The organism is Halorarius litoreus (assembly GCF_024362405.1).
GTDB lineage: Archaea > Halobacteriota > Halobacteria > Halobacteriales > Haloarculaceae > Halorarius > Halorarius litoreus.
Window position 1 is genome coordinate 149,229 of record NZ_CP101454.1, and the last position, 19,549, is coordinate 168,777.

Below are 19,549 nucleotides of genomic sequence, written 5' to 3' on the forward strand. Positions count from 1 at the left end.
TATCGTTCTCGACGGGCCGGTAGCGGCTGGAGGTCACACTTTCGAAGCCCTCGCGGGCTCGCCCTCCGGGAGTCCACCAGGACCGCACCGCAGCCACATCCTCCCCAGCCGATTCCATCGCTCGGCTTCGCCTCGCTCTCTGCGTCATTGTTCCCTGGTGGACTGAAAGGGCGAGGGCTTTCGAGGTGTTGTCGTGCCCGTTCAGTGCCTCACTCCAGACACCACCCGTTCACTCGTTCCCTAGCTCCGATAGGACGAAAAGGAGGGGCGTCGTACCGACCCGCAGATGAGCGAACTCGACGAGGAGGCGGAATCCCGGCTGGGCGACATCGTGGCCCTCCAGCCGACGAAGAACAAGGAACTGCAGGAGCGGTGGGGGATGGAGTCGGGCAGCGAGGTCCACCAGTATCTCGAATCCGAACTCAAGCAGTACTACTACCGCGACGAGAACAGCCTCATCCGCGCCACCCAAGAAGCCGCCGAGCTGGTCGGCGTCGAGCCCGGCGTCGAGGGCGACGGGGAGGCCGGCGGGCCGCGCGTCATCCGCGTTCCGGAGCTTCAGAAGGGCATCGTCGAGGTCGTCGCTGGCCCCGACGAGGAGTCCGAGAGCGTCGTCTCGGTGCTGCACAAGCTCCGCGACGCCGGGTTCGACCCGGAGGTCGACGAGGTGCGCTCGGGGCTGCGGTCGCTCGCGAACAAGGGCGTCGTCACGACCGTGCGCCGCACGGTTCCCACGTACAAGCTCACGGTCGCCCGCGAGGATATCGAGGTCGAACTGCTCGAGCCGTCGGCCTGACTTAGGCTTCTGGTGGCGCCTCCGGTTCGGCCGCGTCCCGGTCGGCAGGGGCCGTGTCGACGGGCGCCTCGTCGTCGCTGTCGCTGCTCGCGGTCTGCACGACCGAGCGGCGGAACCCCCGGAGGAACGGCCGCGGGTCGTCGAGACTGAACACGTCGAAGTGGGGCTGACGGACGAGGGAGGTCGCTTGCGCCCACAGCGTCCCGTGGACCGACGGGCGGTCGGTGAGCGAGTCGTCGTCGAACAGCACGCTGTGGAGGTGCGCCACCTCGCCGGTGAGCAGGTGCGAGCCGACGCCGACCTCGTAGTGGTCGATGATGCGCTCGGGGTGGCCCTTGGCGAACGACCAGTAGTGCCACGGGTAGTCCGCGCCCGCGTGGATGTCCATGGGCAGGGACGCCCAGAACCGCGGGTTGATCTCGAGGAGCTTGAACTCACCCGTGTTCGCGTCCTGGATGAAGCCGACCGAGGCGAGGCCGTGCCACTCGATTTCCTTCAGGAGCGCCTTCCCGGCTTCCTCCAGCGCCGGGATGTCGACCGTCTCGTGGTAGATGCTCGGCCCGCGCGTGTACTTGATGCCGCGGACGAGCCGCTTCTGCGAGCTGGAGACGACCTCGCCGTGGTCGAACAGCCCCCGATAACAGTACTCGGTGCCCGGAACGAACTCCTGGACGATGGGGTCGTGGCGCATCGACGCCTGGATTGTCGCGACGTCCGGGGCGACCCCGGGGTCGAGATGTTCGGTCGTGCCGACGGAGACGACCCGGTTCTCCGGGACCTCGGGGACGTAGTCGCTCGTGACGATGCCGTAGCGCGGCTTGACGATGCGCTCGACGCTCCAGTCGTCGACCGCCGAGAGCAGTTTCGTCTCGGGAATCGGGACGTTCGCGCGCTCGGCCGCCTCGAACAGCAGCTTCCGGTCGTGGGCGTACCGGAGCGTCTCGAACGTCGGCCACGGCGTCGCGACGTGTGGCTCGAACTCCTCGCGGTGCTTCGCGAGGACGAGCACGTCGATCTCGCGTAACGGGATGATGGTCCGCACGTCGGGACGCTTCGCCAGTTCGAGCAGCGTCTCGCGGTAGCTGTCGAGATCGTCGGCCGGCGGCGGTGTCGTCACCACCTCGTCGCAGTACTTCGAGTAGCGCGCAGGAACGTCGGGGCGCTCGGTGACGAGGATCGTGTGGACCCCCCGGCTACCCAGTGACCGCAGACAGGCCACCGAACTCGCCGCCGAGATACCTGGAATCACGACGGCGTCCCGGGTCACCGCACCGTCCCCCTCCCGATTCGGGTACATGAGAGGAAAGAGGCCGCTACCGGGGCTAAGTAATACACCTGCTTCCCGTTCGGCCAAGAGTGCCTACGCCCCCGGACGTCGGCGGTAGCCAGTTGCTACCGCTCACCGCCGGCTGGCTCGCTGGTCGGCCAACAGCCGCTTGAGTGCCGCCCCCGGTCCCCCCTCGATGGGCCAGCCGTTCGTCCGCCACGCCGGTGGCTCGGGTGACCGCTCGCTGCAGGCGTGGCGACACTCCCCCGCGGTGACGTGCCGTCCCTTCGCCGCGCAGTACGGCAGCGGCAGGTCGGGGTCACGAAGCTCGAAGTGGCGGCAGTCGGGCCGCATGGTATCGACGAACGACCGCCAGCCCCGCTCGTAGGCGCGCTCGGCGATCTGAAGTCGCTTGTCGGCCTTCCAGGCGGGGTCGGCGTACTCGAAGCGCGCGGCCGACTGGTCGTGCTCGTTGCCCGAGGGACGCTCCAGAATCCGTGTCCCGGGCGCGTCCACCGCGAGCGAGGTGGCGTTCCACGCCACGTCGACCGAGTCGTCACCGACCGCGAGGATGCCCGCCTCCACAGGGAGACGCTCGTAGAGCGCTGGCTCCACGTCTGCGCCGGTCGCGCGAGTCGCGACCCACACCTCGTCGGCGAGCCCGAGCGCCACGTCGCGTTCGAGCTGGTCGCCGAGGACGCGGGCGGCGCTGGCGTCGAGGTCCGGCTTGTTCTCGATGGCGATGATTCGGCGGACCCACTCGGGGTAGCGATACTTCCGCCGGAGTTCGATGCGGCCGTTCGTCCCGTCCCGCGTCTCGACGAGCCCGCGGTCGGCAGCCTCGTGGACCGCCTCGCGGACGTAGCGCCACGGGTAGCCCGGATCCGGGAGCGCGTCGCGGTACCACGCCCACGACGCGGGGGCGTGCTGGACGACGTGGAGGAGGTCGGAGTCGAGTCGCTCCTCGCCGAACACCGCTCGGGCGTCGAGCCCGTCGGGGTCGCATTCCAGAACGATGGTGTCCCACCGTCGCCCACGGGTGCCGAGCTGACGGGCGACGAGAACGGCGGAGTCGCGCCGCTCACCGTCCGGGGGCCAGTACTGCTCGGCCCAGCGGCAGACCCGCAACTCGAAGAGGAACTCCGGTTCGTCCACGGCGAGGAGAGGGAAGCGGTCGGCTAAAGGCTACTCCTCGTCTTCGTCCTCGTCCTCGTCGTCCTCGTAGTAGTCGTCGAGGAACACGTCGGCCTCCCGGAGGATGTCGCGGGGACCGTCCTGTGTGATGGTGTTGATGGCCTGTTCGTAGTCGCGCCACTGCAGGTCGCGGTGTTCCTTCGAGAGTTCGGCGGACGCCTCGAACGATTTCGCGATGAACAGGTGGACCGTCTTGTGGATGGTGTTGCCGTTCGCCTCGAACACGTAGTCGTAGTCTTCACGGAACCCATCTAACAGGCGGAAGTCCTCGATACCGGCTTCCTCTGTCACCTCGCGGATGGCGGTCTGCTGTAGCTCTTCGTTGCCCTCGACCCCGCCCTTGGGGAACTCCCAATCGCCGGGCCGCGACTTCAGCAGCAGGTACTCACGCCGGCCACGGGTCTCTCGAAAGAGGATGGCTCCCGCACTCGTGGCCTCTATCATTAGCCGGTTTTACTTCACCACCGTTTATATGCGTGTCGAAGGGTCAGACCGGGGAGAAGTTTCAAGCGATGGAGGCCCGACGGTCCGCTATGGACGACGCGGGAATCTACGCGCGGGAATCTGGCTACCTCGACCGGTACATCCAGGTGGGCTACGCCTCGGGAAAAGTGCTCTCCGTCTCCTTCCCCGCCGAGCCGGACGAGGGCGCCGAAGCCGACCATCCGCTGCTCGACCGCATCGACGCGTACCTCGAAGGCGAGCAGGTCGACTTCTCCGAGGTCGAGGTGGCACTCACCATGCCGACCGACCAGCGGACGGTCCTGGAGAAGGTCCGGGAGATTCCCTACGGCGAGCAGGTCTCGGTCGAGAAGCTGGCGACGATGACGCCCGGCCTCAACGCCGAGGAGATGGACGACCTCCAGCTGGTGCGGACGGCCCTCGACGAGAACCCCACGCCGCTCGTGGTTCCGGACCATCGCGTCCGCGACGGCCCGAGTGCCGCACCGCCCGAAATCGAACAGCGGCTCCGGTCGCTCGAAGGGCTGTAGTTTTTATCCGAGAACGGGGCTACCGCCCCCGATGCACTGACCAGTCGCTCGCGCCCGGCCGAGGCGGGTGTGCAGTCGCCCGGCGCGAGAATGGACTGCGAAGACTGCCTGTCAGCCCTGCCACGCGAACTCGACGCCGAGTCCCTCGTACACGACGAACTCGAGTGCGTTCACGAGGTAGTGCGCGACGACGACGACCAGCAAGCTCCCCGTCAGCACGTAGCCCGCCGCGAGAACGAGCCCGAGCGAGCCAGTGACCACGACGCCAGCCGTCCCCTGTGCACCGTGGCCGAGCGCGAACAGCACCGAGGAGACGGCAGCGAGGAGCCACGGCGAGAGCGCGAACCCGGTCGCGAACGCCCCGACGAGCACCGCCCGGAACAGGAACTCCTCGAAGACGGCGACGAGCGGGAGGATGACCCCCAGCAGGAGGACCCAGCCGCTCGCCGAACTGGGGCTCATCAACGAGCGGAGGTCGGCACTCGGCGCGTAGCCGAACCGATGGGCGACCGCGCCCGCCCCCGTGTTCACCAGCGACAGCAGGACGCCGAAGCCGACGCCGAGCGCCAGCTCTCGCGTCGAGACGGAGATGCCGAGAGCCTCAGCAGGCACCTGTGTGACCAGCGCGCCGCCGACGAGGACGACGAGGAACAACCCGTGCGAGAACGCGACGTTCGCCAACAGCAACCCCGTGCTCATCGCCGCCGGCTGGTCGCGGGGTCGCGGCGCATCGGTGGTGTCGAGGTGGTCGGCGTCGTCCGGTAACGCGGAGAGCCACTCGACGTCGTCGCGGGTCGGGAGCCGGGCGTAGCCGGCGCTCACTCGTGCGAGCACCAACAAGAGAAGCGTGACCGCGGTCGCGATACCCGCGAACGCGGCCCAGTCAGTCACTACTGCGGACTGGGAGAGCCGGTGCCGCCGACGTCGCGCTGTTCGAGCGCCTTGCCCGTGATCGAGCGGAGGCGGTCGACCAGCGAGTCCTTCTCGGGCTCGCCGGCGAGCGCGACCTCGAGCACCTCGGAGATGTGCGAGACCGGGATGATCTCCACCTGCTCCTTGAACTCGTCTTCGATCATGACGTCCTGCTCGTTCGCCTTCGGGATGATGACCTTCTTGACGCCGGCCTTCGCGGCAGCCTCGATCTTGTGGGTCACCCCGCCGACGGGGAGCACGTCCCCGCGGACGGAGAGCGAGCCGGTCATCGCGACGTCCTGTTCGACCGGGATGTTCTCCAGCGCCGAGATGACGGCCGTCGCGACCGTCACGGACGCGGAGTCACCCTCGACACCCTCGTAGCTCTGGACGAACTGGATGTGGATGTCCTTCTGGGAGATGTCCTCGTCGGAGAACTTCTTGATGATGGCCGAGACGTTCTGGACGGCCTCCATCGCGATCTCCTGCAGTTTGCCCGTGGCGATGACCTCGCCGGGGCCCTGCGAGGGCGTGACCTCGGCCATGACCGGCATCACGATGCCGGAGTCCTCGCCCATGACGGCGAGACCGTTGACCCGGCCCACGACGTCGCCCTGGTTGACGGTGAGGTTGTAGTCCTTCCGGCGCTCGATGTAGTCGTCGGCGAGCTGCTGCTCGATGGACCGCGAGCGGCTCTTCGCCGTCAGCACGTCGGCGCGCGTGGTCACGTCCTTGTCCTCGGCGCGGGCGATGTCGCCAGCGACGCGGACGAGGCCGCCGAGGTTGCGGAACTCCAGGGTGAGGTGGCCCTTCCGGCCTGCGCGGCGACGGGCTTCGAGGATGACCTCCTCGATGGCGTCGGCGGTGAACGAGGGGAGCCTGCCGTCCTTCTCGACCTCCTGGGCGACGAACCGGGCGTACTTCCGGCGCATCTCCGGGGAGTCGTCGATGGTGTCGTCCATGTACACCTCGTAGCCGTACCCCTTGATGCGCGAGCGGAGCGCCGGGTGCATGTTCTCCATCGCGTCGAGGTTCCCCGCCGCGACCATCACGAAGTCACAGGGGACGGGCTCCGTCTGCACCATCGCGCCCGAGGAGCGCTCGGACTGGCCGGTGATGGAGAACTTGCCCTCCTGAATCGCGGTCATCAGCTTCTGCTGGGACCGGATGTCGAGCGTGTTGATCTCGTCGACGAACAGCACGCCCTTGTTCGCCTTGTGGATGGCACCGGCCTCGACGCGGTCGTGGCTCGGCGTCTCCATCCCACCCGACTGGAACGGGTCGTGGCGCACGTCGCCCAGCAGCGCACCGGCGTGGGCGCCCGTGGCGTCCTCGAACGGCGCGACCTGCTGGTCGGCGTTGTTCACCAGCAGGTTCGGAATCATCGCGTCGGAGCCGCGAGAGGAGTAGCGGAACGCGAGGTAGATGACACCCGCTGCGAGAATTCCCAGCAGGATCTGCTGGGCGATGAGCAGCGAGTAGCCGAACACCACCGCGATGATGATCCACATCAGGAACGAGCGCATCTGGTTGCGCTTGCGTGCCTCCTCCTTGTGGGCCTCGACGATCTGTTCGCCCTTCCCCGCAGGCACGGTCCGGATCTTCGGCTCGTTGCCGTCGTCCGGGTTGTGGTAGACGAGGATGTCCTGCAGTTCCTCCCGCGGGAGGAGCTGGGACATCGCCTTCGCGAGCATCGACTTCCCCGTCCCGGGAGAGCCGATCATCATGACGTGGCGCCGCTGTTTGGCGGCCTTCAGGATGATGTCTCGGGCGTGGTCCTGCCCAATGACCTGATCGACGAGCCGATCGGGGACATCGATCTCGTCGGAGGTCTCGATCTGGAGCCCTCCGAGTAGTCCCTCCTGCTCGGCCACGTCGACCTCGGCCCCCGAGTCGACGGTGACGTCGCTACCGAGGTCGTTGCCGTCTTCGACCTCGTCGATGGGCGTCACCGCGCCGTCCGGGTCGTTGCTGTTGTCCCGGCCGGAAGGGGTGCTGTCGTCCCGCTCAGCGGGAACGTCGTCCGTATCCATTTCGTCGCTCATAGAACCGTTGCTTGTACGCGTTACGAGGGGTCCTCAACTGATATACTTTCTCCCCGTTCCCACCCCAAAACCAGACCGAAACCACCAGAGGGGAGCCGGGTGGCAAATCGTTCCGGTAGTCGCGTTCGACCCGCCGTGCTTATAAGATAGGAGTCCGAGCGTTCGGCGTATGACGCGCGGTATCTACATCGGCCGCTTCCAGCCCTACCACGAGGGGCACCACGCGATGGTCGAGCGCATCGCGGGGGAGGTGGACGAGCTCGTCCTCGGCATCGGGAGCGCCGACCAGTCACACACCGCGCGCAACCCGTTCACAGCGGGTGAGCGAATCATGATGCTCACGAAGGCGACCGCCGACATGGACCTCATCACCTACGCCGTCCCCATCGAGGACCTGAACCGGAACGCGGTGTGGGTGAGCCACGTCCAGTCGATGAGCCCGCGGTTCGACGTCGCCTACTCGAACAACCCGCTCGTCGTCCGCCTGTTCACGGAGGCCGGCGTCGAAGTCCGACAGTCACCGATGTACCGCCGCGAGGAGTTCGAGGGCGCGGAGGTCCGCGAACGCATCGCCGACGACGGTGACTGGGAGTCGCTGCTTCCCGACGCCGTCGTCGACACCATCGAGGAGATCGACGGCGTCGCCCGTATCCAGCAGATCACCGACAGCGACACCAACGGCGAGGGCGACCCGAGCGACGGATGATTACGCTCTCGACCGACTTCGGCGACCCCTATCCCGCGGCGATGAAAGGCGTCATCGCCCGCCGGACCGACGCGCGCACGGTCGACGTGAGCCACGCCTTCCCGCGACAGGACGTTCGCGCCGCGGCGTTCTGGCTCCGGTTCGTCCTCCCGGAGTTCCCGTCCGCGGTACACTGCGTGGTCGTCGACCCCGGCGTCGGCACCGACCGGAAGGCGCTCGTCGTTCGCGCCGGTGACCACGCACTCGTGGGACCGGACAACGGCGTCCTCCTCCCGCCCGCACGGGCACTTGCCGACCCTGCGGACGACATCGAGGTGTTCGAGGTCGCGGTTTCGGACCCCTCGAGCCACACGTTCCACGGTCGAGACGTGTTCGCGCCCGTCGCCGCGGACGTCCACGAGGTCGGCGTCCCCGCGTGCGACCGCCTGCCCGCGCTCTCGTCCACCGACGAGTTCGAGACCGTCACCTTCCCCGAGCCCGTCCCCCGCGAGAACGGCGTCGACGGCGAGGTGCAGATCGTCGACGAGTTCGGCAACGCCATCACGAACGTTCCGGGCGACGCCATCGACGGTCGCTCTGCGGTCGCCGTGAACGGCCAGCAGGCACCCGTCGCGCCGTCGTACGCGCACGTCGACGCCGGCGACCGACTCGTCACCGTCGGGAGCCACGGCAACGTCGAGTTCGCGGTCAATCAGGGCCGGGGCGACGACGCCTTCGGACTCGAACCCGGCGACGCCGTCGAGTTGCGATGGCCGTAGCCCCGGTCGGGCCGCTGGAGGTGGCGAACGCGCTCGGCCTCGTCGCCTTCGCCGCTGCAGGGACGCTGAAGGGCGCGGACGCGGACCTCGACTTCTTCGGCGTGGTCGTCCTCGGTATCCTCACCTCGTTCGGTGGCGGCGCACTCCGTGACGTGCTCGTGGGACGGACGCCCACCTCGCTGCTCACGACCAACGATATCGCGTTCGCGTTCGTCGGCGTCGCGCTCGCGCTCCTGCTCTCGCCGCGCGTCTCGGGCCGCCTCCGCGACCACCCCCTGTTCCGCGGCGTCGACGCCGTCGGTCTGGCGACGTTCGCCGCGACGGGAGCGCTCGTCGGCGTCGCCGCCGGCGTCTCCGGCTTCGGAGTCGTCGTCCTCGCGACGCTGACAGGCGTCGGTGGCGGGTCGCTGTCGGACCTGCTGCTCACGCGCGTCCCGGTCGTCCTCCGCGAGGACTTCTACGCGACGCCCGCAGCGCTCGGTGGCGTCGTGTTCTACACCTCGCACGCGGTCGCGCCGCCGCCGATACCGACGACCGCGTGCGTCGTGGTCGTGCTCGCGACGCGGCTGCTCGCGCTCCGCTACGACTGGGGACTCCCGGGGCTGTGAACGGTGACGGGTGAGGAGGACACGGGAGTCACAGCCGTCGGGTCACCACCGCCTCGGCGAGCAGCGCGAGGTTGTAGCCGACGATGACCAGCACGCCGACCGCGCCGAACACGACGGGGTCGGCCACGCCCCAGTCACGCAGCCCCGTCAGCCCGTAGGCGACCGCGAGCGTCCCGAGCGTCCCGAGGACGTGGACCATCGACGCGACGCGGAGGTCGCTGTCGTCCGTGGCGCGTTCCTCGAACGGGCTCTCGAACGCCACGGCTGCGAGCAGCCCAAATCCGAGGACTGCGCCCGCGACGAACGCGAACACCTCGCCGGGTTCGGGGACGCCGTACGCCGCGATGAGCATGGCGCCGGCGCCCCACACCGAGAGCGTGTAGCCGTCGCGGCCGACTCGCGAGCGAGGTTGTCGGCGAGCCGCGCGCGAACGTCCATCAGTCACCGAGCATACCCTGAACGTCGCGCTCGATGGCGCCGACCTCCTCCGCGATGACGTCCCGCTCGAAGTAGAGCAGTTCGACGGCGAGCACCGCGACCCCGAGCAGCAGCACCGCGTAGAACGTCCCCTGCTGGGCACGGTAGAGGTGATAGAACATCAGCGGGAAGAACCCGAGCGCCCCGGCCGCACCCACGGCGGGTGCGACGGGCGAGACGGCGTCGGTGTCGCGCTGCTGGAACGCGAGCAGACACATCCCGCCGAACACGAGGATGAACGCGAGCGACGCGAAGGAGGTGATGGCCTCCAGCGAGCCGTACGCGGAGAACGCCGCGGTCACGCCGCCGATGCCGAGGAGCGTCCGGGTGGGAATGCCCTCGGCGCTGGCGTCGCCAACGTGGTCGGGCAGGAGGTCATTGCCGACGAGCCCCTTCGCGAAGTAGCCCGAGGAGAACAGCGTCGCGTTGATGGCCGACCCGGTGGAGAACAGCGCCGACCCGGAGATTATCAGGGCTGCGAGCCCTGACAGCCCGACGACGCCGAGCATCGCCCGTGCGGCGTCGATGAGCGCCGTGTGCGGGTGGCTCTCCAGCGCCCGCGGGGCGAGGTTGAACGTCGCCACCGCGACGAGGATGTAGATGGCGACCGCCACCGGAATCGAGAGGTACACCGCCTTCGGAATCGTCTCCAGCGGGTCGTCGATGCGCTCCTGGTCGTAGAAGAGGAGCTGCCAGCCCTGGAACGCGACGAACGACACCGCCGCGGCCATGATGGGGCTGAACGAGGTGAGCTTCGAGGTGCCGAACTCGACCGGCTGGCCCGACGCGAACAGCGCGTAGGCGAGCCCCCCGAGACCGAACGCGACGAGCACCACGATCTTCACCGCGACGAGGACGTTCTCGGTCGAGCCGGTCGCCCGCGCGCCGAGCAGGTTCAGCCCGACGAACCCGGCGATGGCGCCGACCGAGAGGAGCGGGCGGAGCGGGAGCCCCGCGAGCGTCTCCGGCACGGCGCTCAGCGCGATGGCGAACTCACCGAACGCGAAGGCGTACATCGCCATCGACCCGATGTAGCCGAACAGGAGCGTCCAGCCCACCATCCCCGCGAGCGTCGAATTGCCAGTAAAGCACTGGACGAACGTCACCGACCCGCCGGAAGCGTTCCCGCCCTCCCGGTCGGAGAGTTCGTTGAGCGCGTTGTACGAGTAGCCCGCGCAGACGGCGACGACGCCCGCGAGCGTGAACGCGAACCACGTCGCGGCCCCGGTTATCTGGGTGACGACGCCGAGCACGGCGTAGATGCCGCCGCCGATCATTCCGCCGAGCGCGATGGAGACGGCCTCAGTCAGTCCGAGGTTCTCGCCCATACGGGTGGGCTGTCGCTAGCTTCGGCAGTAAAAATGGGGGGCGCTCCCGGACGGTGCCGGACGTGCGCGAACAGCCGACCGCGTTCGACCGTGGCAGTCGCTCACTGCAACTGGCGCGCGAAAGAATCAGTGGGGAGCCGCCTCAGTTGGACGCGATGACGTCGTCGATGCGGACGATCATCGTCGCGGCCTCGGTGGCGGACTCGATGGCCTCGCGCTTGACCGCTGCGGGGTCGAGGATGCCGGCCTCGATGGGGTCGCCGACGCGGCCGGTCTGGCCCTCGCTGATGAGCCCGGCGATGCCCTCCTCCTCGTGGCGGTTGCGGAGGTCGACGAGCGCGTCGATGGGGTCCATCCCGGTGTTTTCAGCCAGGGTGCGCGGCAGGACGTCGACGGCGTCGGCGAACGCCTCGACGGCGAGCTGCTTGCGGCCCTCGATGGACGCCGCGCCGGCGCGGATGTGGTCGGCGATGGCGATCTCGGTCGCGCCCGCACCCGGGACGACGCCGCCCTTGTCGAGCGCCGCGGTGACGACGTCGATGGCGTCGTTGAGCGCGCGCTCGAGCTCGTCGGCGACGTGCTCGGTGCCGCCGCGGGCGAAGACGGTGACCGTCTCGGCGTTGGCGCCGCCCTCGACGAACGTGAGCTCGTCGTCGCGGCCGTACTTCTTGACGCGGACGGTCTCGGCGAAGCCGAGGTCGGAGGACTCGAGGTCCTTCACGGAGCCGACGGTTCGTGCGCCGGTCGCGCGGGCGATGCGCTTCGCCTCGTCGTCGGAGACGGACTCGAACGCGAGGATGCCGTGCTTGGCGAGGAACGAGGCGACACGGTCCTCGATGTCGCCGGTGACGAACGCGACGTCGACGCCAGCGTCCTTCAGAGCGTCGGCGTAGCCGCGGAGTTCGCCCTCCTCGGCGTCGAGTGCGGCGGTGAGCTGGTTGACGTCCGTGACGTTGTACTCGGCGTCGATGTTCGACTCACGGAGGTCGAGGTCGAGGTCGAGGACGGCGACGTCGGCGTCCTCGACGGACTTGGGCATGCTGTCGTGGACGGGCTCCTCCTCGCTGATGACGCCCTCGACCAGTTCGGTCGCGGAGGCGCCGGCGCCCGTCTGCGTGCGCACGGTGATGTTGTCGCGCTCGACCTTCTCGTCGGTCTGGACCTGCCGGACGGCCTGAACGACCGTCTTCGCGAGCGCGTCGGCCTCGATGTCACCGGTGCCCTTCCCGGTCATCGACGACTCGGCGACCTGCTCGAGCAGCTCGTCGTCGAGCTCGTCCGAGAGCGTGACGTTCTCGATGGCTTCGAGCGCGAGCTGCGAGGCCTCGTGGTAGCCCTCGACGATGGTCGTCGGGTGAACGTCGTCCTCCAGGAGGTCCTCGGCTTTCGCGAGGAGCTGGCCCGCGAGGACGGACGCCGTCGTCGTGCCGTCGCCGACCTCGTCCTCCTGCGTGGAGGCGACCTCGACGATCATCTGTGCGGCCGGGTGCTCGATGTCCATCTTCTCGAGGATGGTGGCGCCGTCGTTCGTGATGACGACGTCGCCGGAGTCGGAGACGAGCATCTTGTCCATGCCGCGTGGGCCGAGCGTCGTGCGTACGGCCTCCGCGACCGCCTTCCCGGCGCGAATGTTCGACGACTGCGCGTCCTGACCGTGTGTGCGCTGAGTGCCCTCCGCGAGAATGAACATCGGCTGGCCACCCATACGTCGCTGTTGTGCCATAATCAGTAAAAGGTCGTCAGCAGTTCTATATAAAAGCATCGGAATAGTATTCCGGAAACCCGGAGACTGCGGGCGTGTCACGCTCACGCACGCCGGTTGGCGAAGCGGGTCGGGGAAGGGGTCCAGAGCTGTAGCGCAGCGAACCCTTAAGCGATGGGTGGCCGTGGCAGGGAGTGATGCTGGAGTTGGGTCACGGCTTCCGAGTCGTCGACGTCCACACGCGGCTCGACCCCGTGGGTGGCAGCGAGCGTGGCCGCGACATCGAGCCGGAGCGACTCGAACGCGAACTCCACCAGGCCGGAATCGTGAAAGCCGTCGTCTCGCCGGGACCCCGCGACCGCGGCTACCTCGCGGCGAACAACGCCGTCGCCCGGCTCTCCGTCGAGCGCCCGTTCGTCGCGTTCGCCCGGCTCGACGGCCCCCGACACCCGACGAGCCGGCTGCGCTCGCTCGGCGCCAGTCGAGCGGAACACCACGTCTCGCCCGAGGACGTCGAGCAGTTCGCCTACGACGACCGCTTCGCGGGGTTCACCCTCGCCCCGGTGGTGGACGGCCTCCCGGAGCGAGCCGTCCTGGAGACGCTCGGTGAGGTGGGCCTCCCGGTCGTCGTCCACGGTGGCCGCGGCTTCCCACCCGAACGCGTCGCCGAGACACTCCTCGACCACCGGTTCCCGGTCGTGCTGGCGGGCTTCGGTGGCTATCCGCTCGACCGCGCGCAGATGACGCGCGCCATCGACCTCCTCGACGCATACGACGAACTGTATCTCGATACGGCCGCGGTGCGGTTCCGCGACCTGCTCGAACGCGCCATCAAGGAGCATCCCGACCGCGTACTGTTCGGGTCGGGCGCGCCGGACGTCCACCCGAACGTCGCGGTGATGGAACTCCTCACGTGCTCGGTGCCGGAAGACGAGATGAAGCGGGTGTTCGACGCGAACCCGTCGCGGGTGGTGTCGGCGCTCGCCCCTTAGCGGGTGTCGTGGACCGCGACCGCGCGGTCCGAGCGCGACGACCAGCCGGCCGGATTGCGTCGGGGGGAGCGGTCGGCCCACCGCGCCCGGAGGCCGCCGACCCAGCCCCGGAGACTCCCCGTGACCACGTCGCGACCGTTCCCGACCCACTGAGAGGGGCGGGCCTCGCCCGCGAACACGTCACGGAGCGACGCCCCCGCATCCGAGAACGCGTGGCGCGTGAGCCGGTACGCGACCGTGGGCCGGACGCCGTAGTTCTTCACCAGGCGATAGGCGAGCGACTCGTAGCGGAGCGACCAGTCGCGCTCGGAGCCACCGTCGGCGACGATGGAGGGTCGGAGCCCGGCTGACTCCCCTTCGCGCGAGACGCTCATGTCCGAGAGCCACAGCACCTCGTAGTCGAGCGCGGCGAGCCGGTGGGCGGCGTCGCGTGCGCCACCGACGACGAGGTGCTCGTCGAAGCCGTCGATGGCCTCCAGCGCCTCGATGGTGAACGCGGCGTTGCCACCGTTGAAGTAGTGGACGTTGCGGCCACCGATGGTCCGTTCTTCCGGCTCCTCGGTCGTCCAGCCCACGTCGAGCTGGCGGTGGACCGGGCCGGTGACGGCGTCGGCCTCGCGCAGCCCGGCTTCGAGCGCGGCGAGCCAACCCTCCTCGACGGCGAGTTCGTGTGAGAGGAACGCGACGGCGTCGCCGCGTGCGCGGTCGAGCCCCGCGTTGCGCGCGACGTTCACGTTCCGGTCGTCGAGTTCGACCAGGACGTCGACGTCCTCGCGCTCTCGACACATCCCGCTGGTGCCGTCCGCGGAGGGGCCGTTGGCGACGAGTATCTCGGCGGGTCCCTCGGCTGCGAGCGCGTCGAGACAGGCTGCGAGCCGCTCGCGGCTGTTGAGCGTTGGGACCACCACCGAGACATCCATACCCTCCGGTAGCAATCCCTACGGATAAAAACACTCGGATGCGCGCTGACAGGTCGCCCGACTACGCCACGCGGGCGTCCCAGTAGGAGACCGACGCGAGCGGGTGGCCGAGTGGCGTGCGCCCGACCGCGAGGTCCACGTCGCGGAACGCCGCGGCGACGCTGTCGGGAATCTGCCGGTAGAACCCGTACGGGAGGACGAAGTCGTGCGCCTCGTCTTCGAGCTGGAGGCCGGCGCCGTGCAGGAGTCGCAGCACCTCGGTCTCGGAGTAGAGCCGCGACCCCATCGGCAGCAGCCAGTTGTACACCGAGCGCAGCGAGTAGCGGTTGAACGTGTCGAAGAACACCTGCGACTTCGAGACGCGACACATCTCCGCGAGGAACGACGCGGGGGTATCTGCAAGATGGAAGAACCGCATCGCGAACACCGTGTCGAAGTGGTCGTCGGGGAACGGGAGGCGGGCCGCGTCGCCGCGCATGAACTCGAGGTGGTCATCCACGCCCAGCTCCTGGGCCTTCTCGCGGCCCTGCTGGAGCATCGCCGCCGAGATGTCGAGCCCGACGATGTCCGCACCCTCGGCTGCGAGCATCGCGGTGAACCGGCCGGTGCCGCAGGCGATCTCGAGGATGCGCTTGTCCTCGAGCGGCGAGAGCGCCTCGAGGACGGCCTCCTTCTCCCGCTCGTCGATGAGCTTGCCGCCCTGGGAGAACCGTTTGTCCTCGTACGCTTCGGCGACCTCGTCCGCCTGATACCACTCCGCTCCTTTCACACTACCGCCAACTGTACGGCCCCGGAATAAAACGGTACTGAAAGGAACCGCCGGTGAGTCCTCCGGGTCACGCGGTCGTGGCGACCTCGCCGTCCCACGCGAGTCGCCCCTCGACCGCGAGTTTCTCGACGTGCGCGTGGACCGTCGCCACGGCGAGCGCCCGCACCGCCGAGATATCCTTCTCGTAGGCAGCGTCCGTGATGTCGTCGAGCGTGCGCGCGCCGCCGCGGACGGCCGCGAGGATGCGGTCCTCTCGCTGGTAGCGGTGGTCGACGAGCCGCGCACAGGTCGCCCGCGGGTCGTCGATGACGGGGCCGTGGCCCGGGTACAGTACCGGAGGGTTCCGCGCCCACATCCGCCGGAGCGAGGCGAGGTACGCGCGCATGTCGCCCTCCGGAGCGCCGACGACGACGCTCCCCTCCGCGACCGCGAGGTCACCCGTCAGGAGGCCGTCGGCCGTCTCGAACGCGACGTGTTCGGGCGCGTGGCCGGGCGTATCCAGAACCGTCACGGGCTCGTCGGCCGGGATGGTCGTCCCCTCGACGAACGTGCGGTCGGCGTCGATACCCGTGGCGGTCGCAAAGTCGGCGTCTCTCCCGTATCGACACCAGACGGTGGCGTCGTGCTCACGAGCGTAGTGGGCGACCGCACCCACGTGGTCGGGGTGGTGGTGAGTGACGGCGACGTGTTCGACGGTTCGGCCGGCGAGCGTCTCGTCGACGGCGTCGCTCTCGGCCGGTGGGTCGACGAGGACGGCGGCGTCCGTCCCGAGGACGTAACAGTTGGTGGTGCCGTGTGGTGCCCGAGTCGGAACGGCGACGGGGACGCGCTCGATAGCCATGTCGGGAGCGTCGGCCCCGGGCGGGATTTAGTTAACGAGGAAGTAGACCTGCTTGCGGGCGTCGTGGAAGCTGTAGCGGGAGCCGACGAGGTCCTCCTCCTCGAGCCGGTTCAGCGCGTAGCGCACCGTCCGGTCGGGAAGCAGCGACTCGTCAGCGAGCTGGCCCTGCGAGAGCGGCGAGGCGTCCTCGAGGACTTTCGCGACGAGCTTCGCGCTCGGGGGGAGTTCGCGCAGACGGTCGCGGAACTCGGGGTCGGTCATCGGGTTTTCACTGGAGCGTTCGTCCGTGGTCGCGCTCATACATCCTCGGATGGCAAAGCCCCTGGTAAACCTTCGCTATATGTGTGTCAAAACAATACGAACACACCCATGAGTATAAGGCCCCCTTATACAAAACTGCCCGACATATGTTGCCGGAACCGATATGCTCCGAGTCTCACCGTTTTAGGGCGGGGAGTTTATAACGATTGTATGGCCGAAATCCCGGCGGAGTTCCACGACCTCTTCGACATGAAAACATTCGCGCACTTCTCGACCGTAATGCCCGACGGGACCCCGCAGACGACCCCGGTATGGATCGACCACGATTCGGCGGCGAACCGCGTGCTCGTGAACACAGCGCGCGGTCGGCAGAAAGAACAGAACGTCCGCGAGAACCCGAAGGTCGGCCTCAGCATGACAGCTCCCGACGACCCGTACCGGTTCCTGTCGGTCCGTGGAACCGTGGACGAGGTGACCGAAGACGGCGCCGTCGAACACATCGACACGCTCGCGGCCCGCTACATGGGCGTCGACGAGTACCCCAACCACGGCGACGAGGACGGCGCGCGCGTCCTCATCAAGATTCCCCCCGAACACGTCTCCCACTCCTGACCGGGACGCAAGGCTTGTACCCACGGACCCGTACTCCCTTTGCATGGAGAGTCTCGAAGCCGAACTCGACCGTGCCCGTGACCTCGCGGTCGACGAGCTGGCCGACGCCATCGAGTCCATCGGCTTCGAGTGCACCCGGTGTGGCGCCTGCTGTACGGGCCACGGCGCAGCCGACGATCGCGAACCCCACACGGCGACGGTGTTCCCCGACGAGGTGCGTGACCTGCAGATAGCTACGGCCAACGAGTGGCGAGACGTCGCCCGACCGATGCCCTATGGCCTCCACGAGGGGGAGTCCGGACCCGAGGGCGAGACGTTCGAGTGGGCGCTCCAGACCGACGCCTGTGGCGACTGTACGTTCTACACGGAGACGGACGGCACGGGCGCGTGTACGGTCCACGAGGACCGCCCGCTCATCTGCCGGACCTACCCCTTCTCGGTCGCGCTCGGCGGCACGAGTCAGCCGATGGGCGAGGCTGTCGACCGTGAGGGGCTCGTCCGCGCCCACGAGTGCGAGGGCCTCGGCCGCGATATTTCGCGTGACGACGCCGAGGAGCTCGCCGCCGCGCTGAAGGAGCGCGCCGTCCGCGAACTCGAGGAGGCGATCGCCGTCCGCGACAGCTATTCCGCCGTGGCACCCGAGCCGGGCGAGGTGGTCGTCCACGACTCCGAGGGCGCGAAACGGCCGGATGGGACCCAGTACCGGTAAGAACTTTACGAGTGGCGGGGCAACCGCCGTCGTGTCTATGGAGATCTCCGAGAAACTCCTGTGTCTGTTCAGTGCGGATATCGAGGCCGACGGTGACCGCTACGTCGTGGAAGTCCCCCGCCGCGAAATCGACACCGGTGCCATCGAACCCGGCGACACCTACCGCGTCGCACTCATCGCCGGTGGCGAGCGCGAGCCGACCGCCAGCGACGAGTCGACCGAGGATGCACCTGTCGACGAGCCACAGCCACCGGTCGAGCGCGGCGAGATTCGCTACGTCGAGATCGAGGACCTCGGGAAGCAGGGCGACGGCATCGCGCGCGTCGAGCGTGGCTACGTCATCATCATCCCCGGCGCCGAGGTCGGCGAGCGCGTCAAGATCGAGGTCACCGAAGTCAAGTCCAACTTCGCCGTCGGCGAGATCATCGAGTAACAGCGTCGCTCACCACGTTTTCCTGCACGCTCCGAGCGTCTGCTTCCGCTCTCGCGTCCCTCCCGGCTGGGCAGGCGAGCCGCGCGAGCGCCGACGCACTCACCCGGTGCGCCGAGGCGCCGGAAGCCGCGTTGCGTCGAAGGGCCGTGAGCCGTGTGGCCCACCCCTCACGCACGACATCGGGTATCTACGCCGACCCCTCCGGGCCGCTTGTTCGCCCTTTCGTTCGTGTACCAACCCGGCCGTCAGACCGCTCGTTGGCGGGCACCTCGTGTGGAGAAACCACCAGATAGCGACCGATTAACCTCGCGTACCAAACCGCCTATTGGTGGGGGGTACGTTCGGCATACCATGAGCGCGAGTACGGCCGCGTCGAACACCACCCTGACAGACAAACAGCAGCGCATCCTGAACTACCTCCGGGAGAAGGGTGCGACCAAGACCTACTTCAAGTCCCGACTCATCGGCGAGGCGCTGGACATGTCCGCGAAGGAGGTCGGCACCAACATGACCGCCATCTGTGAGGGGAGTTTCGACGTCGACGTCGAGAAGTGGGGCTACTCCTCGGGGACGACCTGGAAGGTCACGCTGTAGCGTCGTAAGAGACCAACTGGTCTGCGTCAGCGGCGAGCGACCGTGCGTCCTCGCCGAACGAGTCCGCGTACCGCACCACGAGCATCAGCAGTTTCTCCGGCTGTTCGATCCGATAGCCGTCGCCACGGGAGAGCAACCCCACCGACTCCAGTTCTGCGGCGTACTTGCTCACCGTGGGCTGTGAGACCCCCAGTTGCTCGGCGAGCGCCGACCCGGTCACCGACGGGTCGCGCAACAGCGCGACGAGCATCCCGCGGGGCGTGTCCCGCCGAAGGTAACCGAGCGCCCGCTTCTCGACGGCGGAGAACTGCCCTGCGGGGTAGTACCGGCGGTAGTCGCCATCCTTCTGTGACTCGACCGCTTCGGCGCGTTCGAGCCGCTTGAGGTGGTGCTGGGCCTCGCCCGTCCCCAGCTTGAGGTCGTCACGGAGCTTCGAGAAGTGTGCCCCTGGCGTGGTCGAGAGGTAGCCGACGATGGCGTCACGGGCGTCGCTGTCGCCCGAATCGTCACGCGAGAGCCGCGCGAGCGAGGTCGCTGCCCCCACCGCGGCGAACCGTTTGAGCGTCGCGCGCTTGCTCTCGTCGACGCCATCGCTCATTGCTTCTTCGTGGGAGATGCGCCGGTAAAACCGCT

At 68.3% G+C, this 19,549-nt stretch carries 23 protein-coding genes; 10 read left to right on the top strand and 13 right to left on the bottom strand.

Features of this window, described 5'->3' with window-relative positions:
• Positions 1-286 precede the first annotated feature (286 nt).
• On the top strand, positions 287-796 hold the full coding sequence (locus NL126_RS00790) for a DUF5797 family protein (RefSeq protein WP_255196995.1): 510 nt from the start codon (positions 287-289) through the stop codon (positions 794-796).
• A 1-nt stretch (position 797) separates the two neighbouring features.
• On the opposite strand, the gene NL126_RS00795 is transcribed toward NL126_RS00790, so the two are convergent.
• The 3 genes from NL126_RS00795 to NL126_RS00805 all read right to left on the bottom strand — a co-directional run bounded on the left by NL126_RS00795 (position 798) and on the right by NL126_RS00805 (position 3,701).
• Complete coding sequence (locus NL126_RS00795) at positions 798-2,093, bottom strand: carboxylate--amine ligase (RefSeq protein ID WP_255196996.1); 1,296 nt, start codon at positions 2,091-2,093, stop codon at positions 798-800.
• 102 nt (positions 2,094-2,195) lie between these two features.
• Entirely contained in the window at positions 2,196-3,218 is a 1,023-nt protein-coding gene (locus NL126_RS00800) for a DUF5787 family protein (protein ID WP_255196997.1), read from the bottom strand.
• A 30-nt stretch (positions 3,219-3,248) separates the two neighbouring features.
• The gene (locus tag NL126_RS00805) at positions 3,249-3,701 is read right to left on the bottom strand and encodes a bis(5'-nucleosyl)-tetraphosphatase (RefSeq protein WP_255196998.1); all 453 of its coding nucleotides are present in this window, start codon (positions 3,699-3,701) and stop codon (positions 3,249-3,251) included.
• A gap of 89 nt (positions 3,702-3,790) precedes the next feature.
• Here NL126_RS00805 and NL126_RS00810 point away from each other — a divergent pair, with 89 nt between their 5' ends.
• A complete protein-coding gene (locus NL126_RS00810) occupies positions 3,791-4,249 on the top strand; it encodes an MGMT family protein (RefSeq protein ID WP_255196999.1) in 459 nt (152 codons plus the stop codon).
• Between the two features lie 111 nt (positions 4,250-4,360).
• Here NL126_RS00810 and NL126_RS00815 read toward each other — a convergent pair whose 3' ends face one another.
• Both NL126_RS00815 and lonB read right to left on the bottom strand, forming a co-directional pair.
• Positions 4,361-5,140 carry a CPBP family intramembrane glutamic endopeptidase gene (locus NL126_RS00815; RefSeq protein WP_255197000.1) on the bottom strand — a complete coding sequence of 260 codons (780 nt, stop codon included), beginning with the start codon at positions 5,138-5,140 and terminating at the stop codon, positions 4,361-4,363.
• A complete protein-coding gene (lonB, locus tag NL126_RS00820) occupies positions 5,140-7,206 on the bottom strand; it encodes an ATP-dependent protease LonB (RefSeq protein WP_255197001.1) in 2,067 nt (688 codons plus the stop codon). Before lonB ends, NL126_RS00815 begins: the two co-directional genes overlap by 1 nt.
• A gap of 169 nt (positions 7,207-7,375) precedes the next feature.
• On the opposite strand from lonB, the gene NL126_RS00825 reads away from it, so the two are divergent.
• The 3 genes from NL126_RS00825 to NL126_RS00835 are packed head-to-tail and all read left to right on the top strand — an operon-like array spanning position 7,376 to position 9,278.
• On the top strand, positions 7,376-7,912 hold the full coding sequence (locus NL126_RS00825) for a nicotinamide-nucleotide adenylyltransferase (RefSeq protein ID WP_255197002.1): 537 nt from the start codon (positions 7,376-7,378) through the stop codon (positions 7,910-7,912).
• Entirely contained in the window at positions 7,909-8,670 is a 762-nt protein-coding gene (locus NL126_RS00830) for an SAM hydrolase/SAM-dependent halogenase family protein (protein ID WP_255197003.1), read from the top strand. The genes NL126_RS00825 and NL126_RS00830 overlap by 4 nt, the downstream gene beginning before the upstream one ends.
• Positions 8,661-9,278 (top strand): trimeric intracellular cation channel family protein, encoded by a 618-nt coding sequence (locus NL126_RS00835; RefSeq protein ID WP_255197004.1) that lies wholly within the window; start codon positions 8,661-8,663, stop codon positions 9,276-9,278. The genes NL126_RS00830 and NL126_RS00835 overlap by 10 nt, the downstream gene beginning before the upstream one ends.
• Positions 9,279-9,306: 28 nt before the next feature.
• Here NL126_RS00835 and NL126_RS00840 read toward each other — a convergent pair whose 3' ends face one another.
• From NL126_RS00840 to thsA, 3 genes are all read right to left on the bottom strand, one after another.
• Positions 9,307-9,723, bottom strand: a complete 417-nt coding sequence (locus NL126_RS00840) for a hypothetical protein (RefSeq protein ID WP_255197005.1) — start codon at positions 9,721-9,723, stop codon at positions 9,307-9,309.
• Positions 9,716-11,083, bottom strand: coding sequence for an APC family permease (locus tag NL126_RS00845; protein WP_255197006.1), 1,368 nt, complete (start codon positions 11,081-11,083; stop codon positions 9,716-9,718). The genes NL126_RS00840 and NL126_RS00845 overlap by 8 nt, the downstream gene beginning before the upstream one ends.
• 142 nt (positions 11,084-11,225) lie before the next feature.
• On the bottom strand, positions 11,226-12,788 hold the full coding sequence (gene thsA, locus NL126_RS00850; protein WP_255197007.1) for a thermosome subunit alpha: 1,563 nt from the start codon (positions 12,786-12,788) through the stop codon (positions 11,226-11,228).
• 194 nt (positions 12,789-12,982) lie between these two features.
• On the opposite strand from thsA, the gene NL126_RS00855 reads away from it, so the two are divergent.
• Positions 12,983-13,777, top strand: a complete 795-nt coding sequence (locus tag NL126_RS00855) for an amidohydrolase family protein (RefSeq protein WP_255197008.1) — start codon at positions 12,983-12,985, stop codon at positions 13,775-13,777.
• On the opposite strand, the gene NL126_RS00860 is transcribed toward NL126_RS00855, so the two are convergent.
• The 4 genes from NL126_RS00860 to NL126_RS00875 form a co-directional block, all read right to left on the bottom strand.
• Complete coding sequence (locus NL126_RS00860; protein WP_255197009.1) at positions 13,774-14,697, bottom strand: glycosyltransferase family 2 protein; 924 nt, start codon at positions 14,695-14,697, stop codon at positions 13,774-13,776. The two genes, NL126_RS00855 and NL126_RS00860, sit on opposite strands and share 4 nt — an antisense overlap.
• Before the next feature lie 61 nt (positions 14,698-14,758).
• Positions 14,759-15,466 carry a class I SAM-dependent methyltransferase gene (locus NL126_RS00865; protein ID WP_255197010.1) on the bottom strand — a complete coding sequence of 236 codons (708 nt, stop codon included), beginning with the start codon at positions 15,464-15,466 and terminating at the stop codon, positions 14,759-14,761.
• A gap of 67 nt (positions 15,467-15,533) precedes the next feature.
• A complete protein-coding gene (locus tag NL126_RS00870) occupies positions 15,534-16,307 on the bottom strand; it encodes an MBL fold metallo-hydrolase (protein WP_255197011.1) in 774 nt (257 codons plus the stop codon).
• A gap of 27 nt (positions 16,308-16,334) precedes the next feature.
• On the bottom strand, positions 16,335-16,607 hold the full coding sequence (locus NL126_RS00875) for a MarR family transcriptional regulator (protein WP_255197012.1): 273 nt from the start codon (positions 16,605-16,607) through the stop codon (positions 16,335-16,337).
• A 171-nt stretch (positions 16,608-16,778) separates the two neighbouring features.
• On the opposite strand from NL126_RS00875, the gene NL126_RS00880 reads away from it, so the two are divergent.
• From NL126_RS00880 to NL126_RS00895, 4 genes are all read left to right on the top strand, one after another.
• The gene (locus NL126_RS00880; RefSeq protein WP_255197013.1) at positions 16,779-17,180 is read left to right on the top strand and encodes a PPOX class F420-dependent oxidoreductase; all 402 of its coding nucleotides are present in this window, start codon (positions 16,779-16,781) and stop codon (positions 17,178-17,180) included.
• Positions 17,181-17,223: 43 nt separating this feature from the next.
• The gene (locus NL126_RS00885) at positions 17,224-17,889 is read left to right on the top strand and encodes a YkgJ family cysteine cluster protein (RefSeq protein ID WP_255197014.1); all 666 of its coding nucleotides are present in this window, start codon (positions 17,224-17,226) and stop codon (positions 17,887-17,889) included.
• 37 nt (positions 17,890-17,926) lie between these two features.
• Entirely contained in the window at positions 17,927-18,322 is a 396-nt protein-coding gene (locus tag NL126_RS00890) for a TRAM domain-containing protein (RefSeq protein WP_255197015.1), read from the top strand.
• Positions 18,323-18,673: 351 nt separating this feature from the next.
• Complete coding sequence (locus tag NL126_RS00895) at positions 18,674-18,916, top strand: DUF7123 family protein (RefSeq protein WP_255197016.1); 243 nt, start codon at positions 18,674-18,676, stop codon at positions 18,914-18,916.
• On the opposite strand, the gene NL126_RS00900 is transcribed toward NL126_RS00895, so the two are convergent.
• The gene (locus tag NL126_RS00900) at positions 18,906-19,514 is read right to left on the bottom strand and encodes a winged helix-turn-helix transcriptional regulator (protein WP_255197017.1); all 609 of its coding nucleotides are present in this window, start codon (positions 19,512-19,514) and stop codon (positions 18,906-18,908) included. The genes NL126_RS00895 and NL126_RS00900 overlap by 11 nt on opposite strands.
• Between the last annotated feature and the right edge of the window lie 35 nt (positions 19,515-19,549).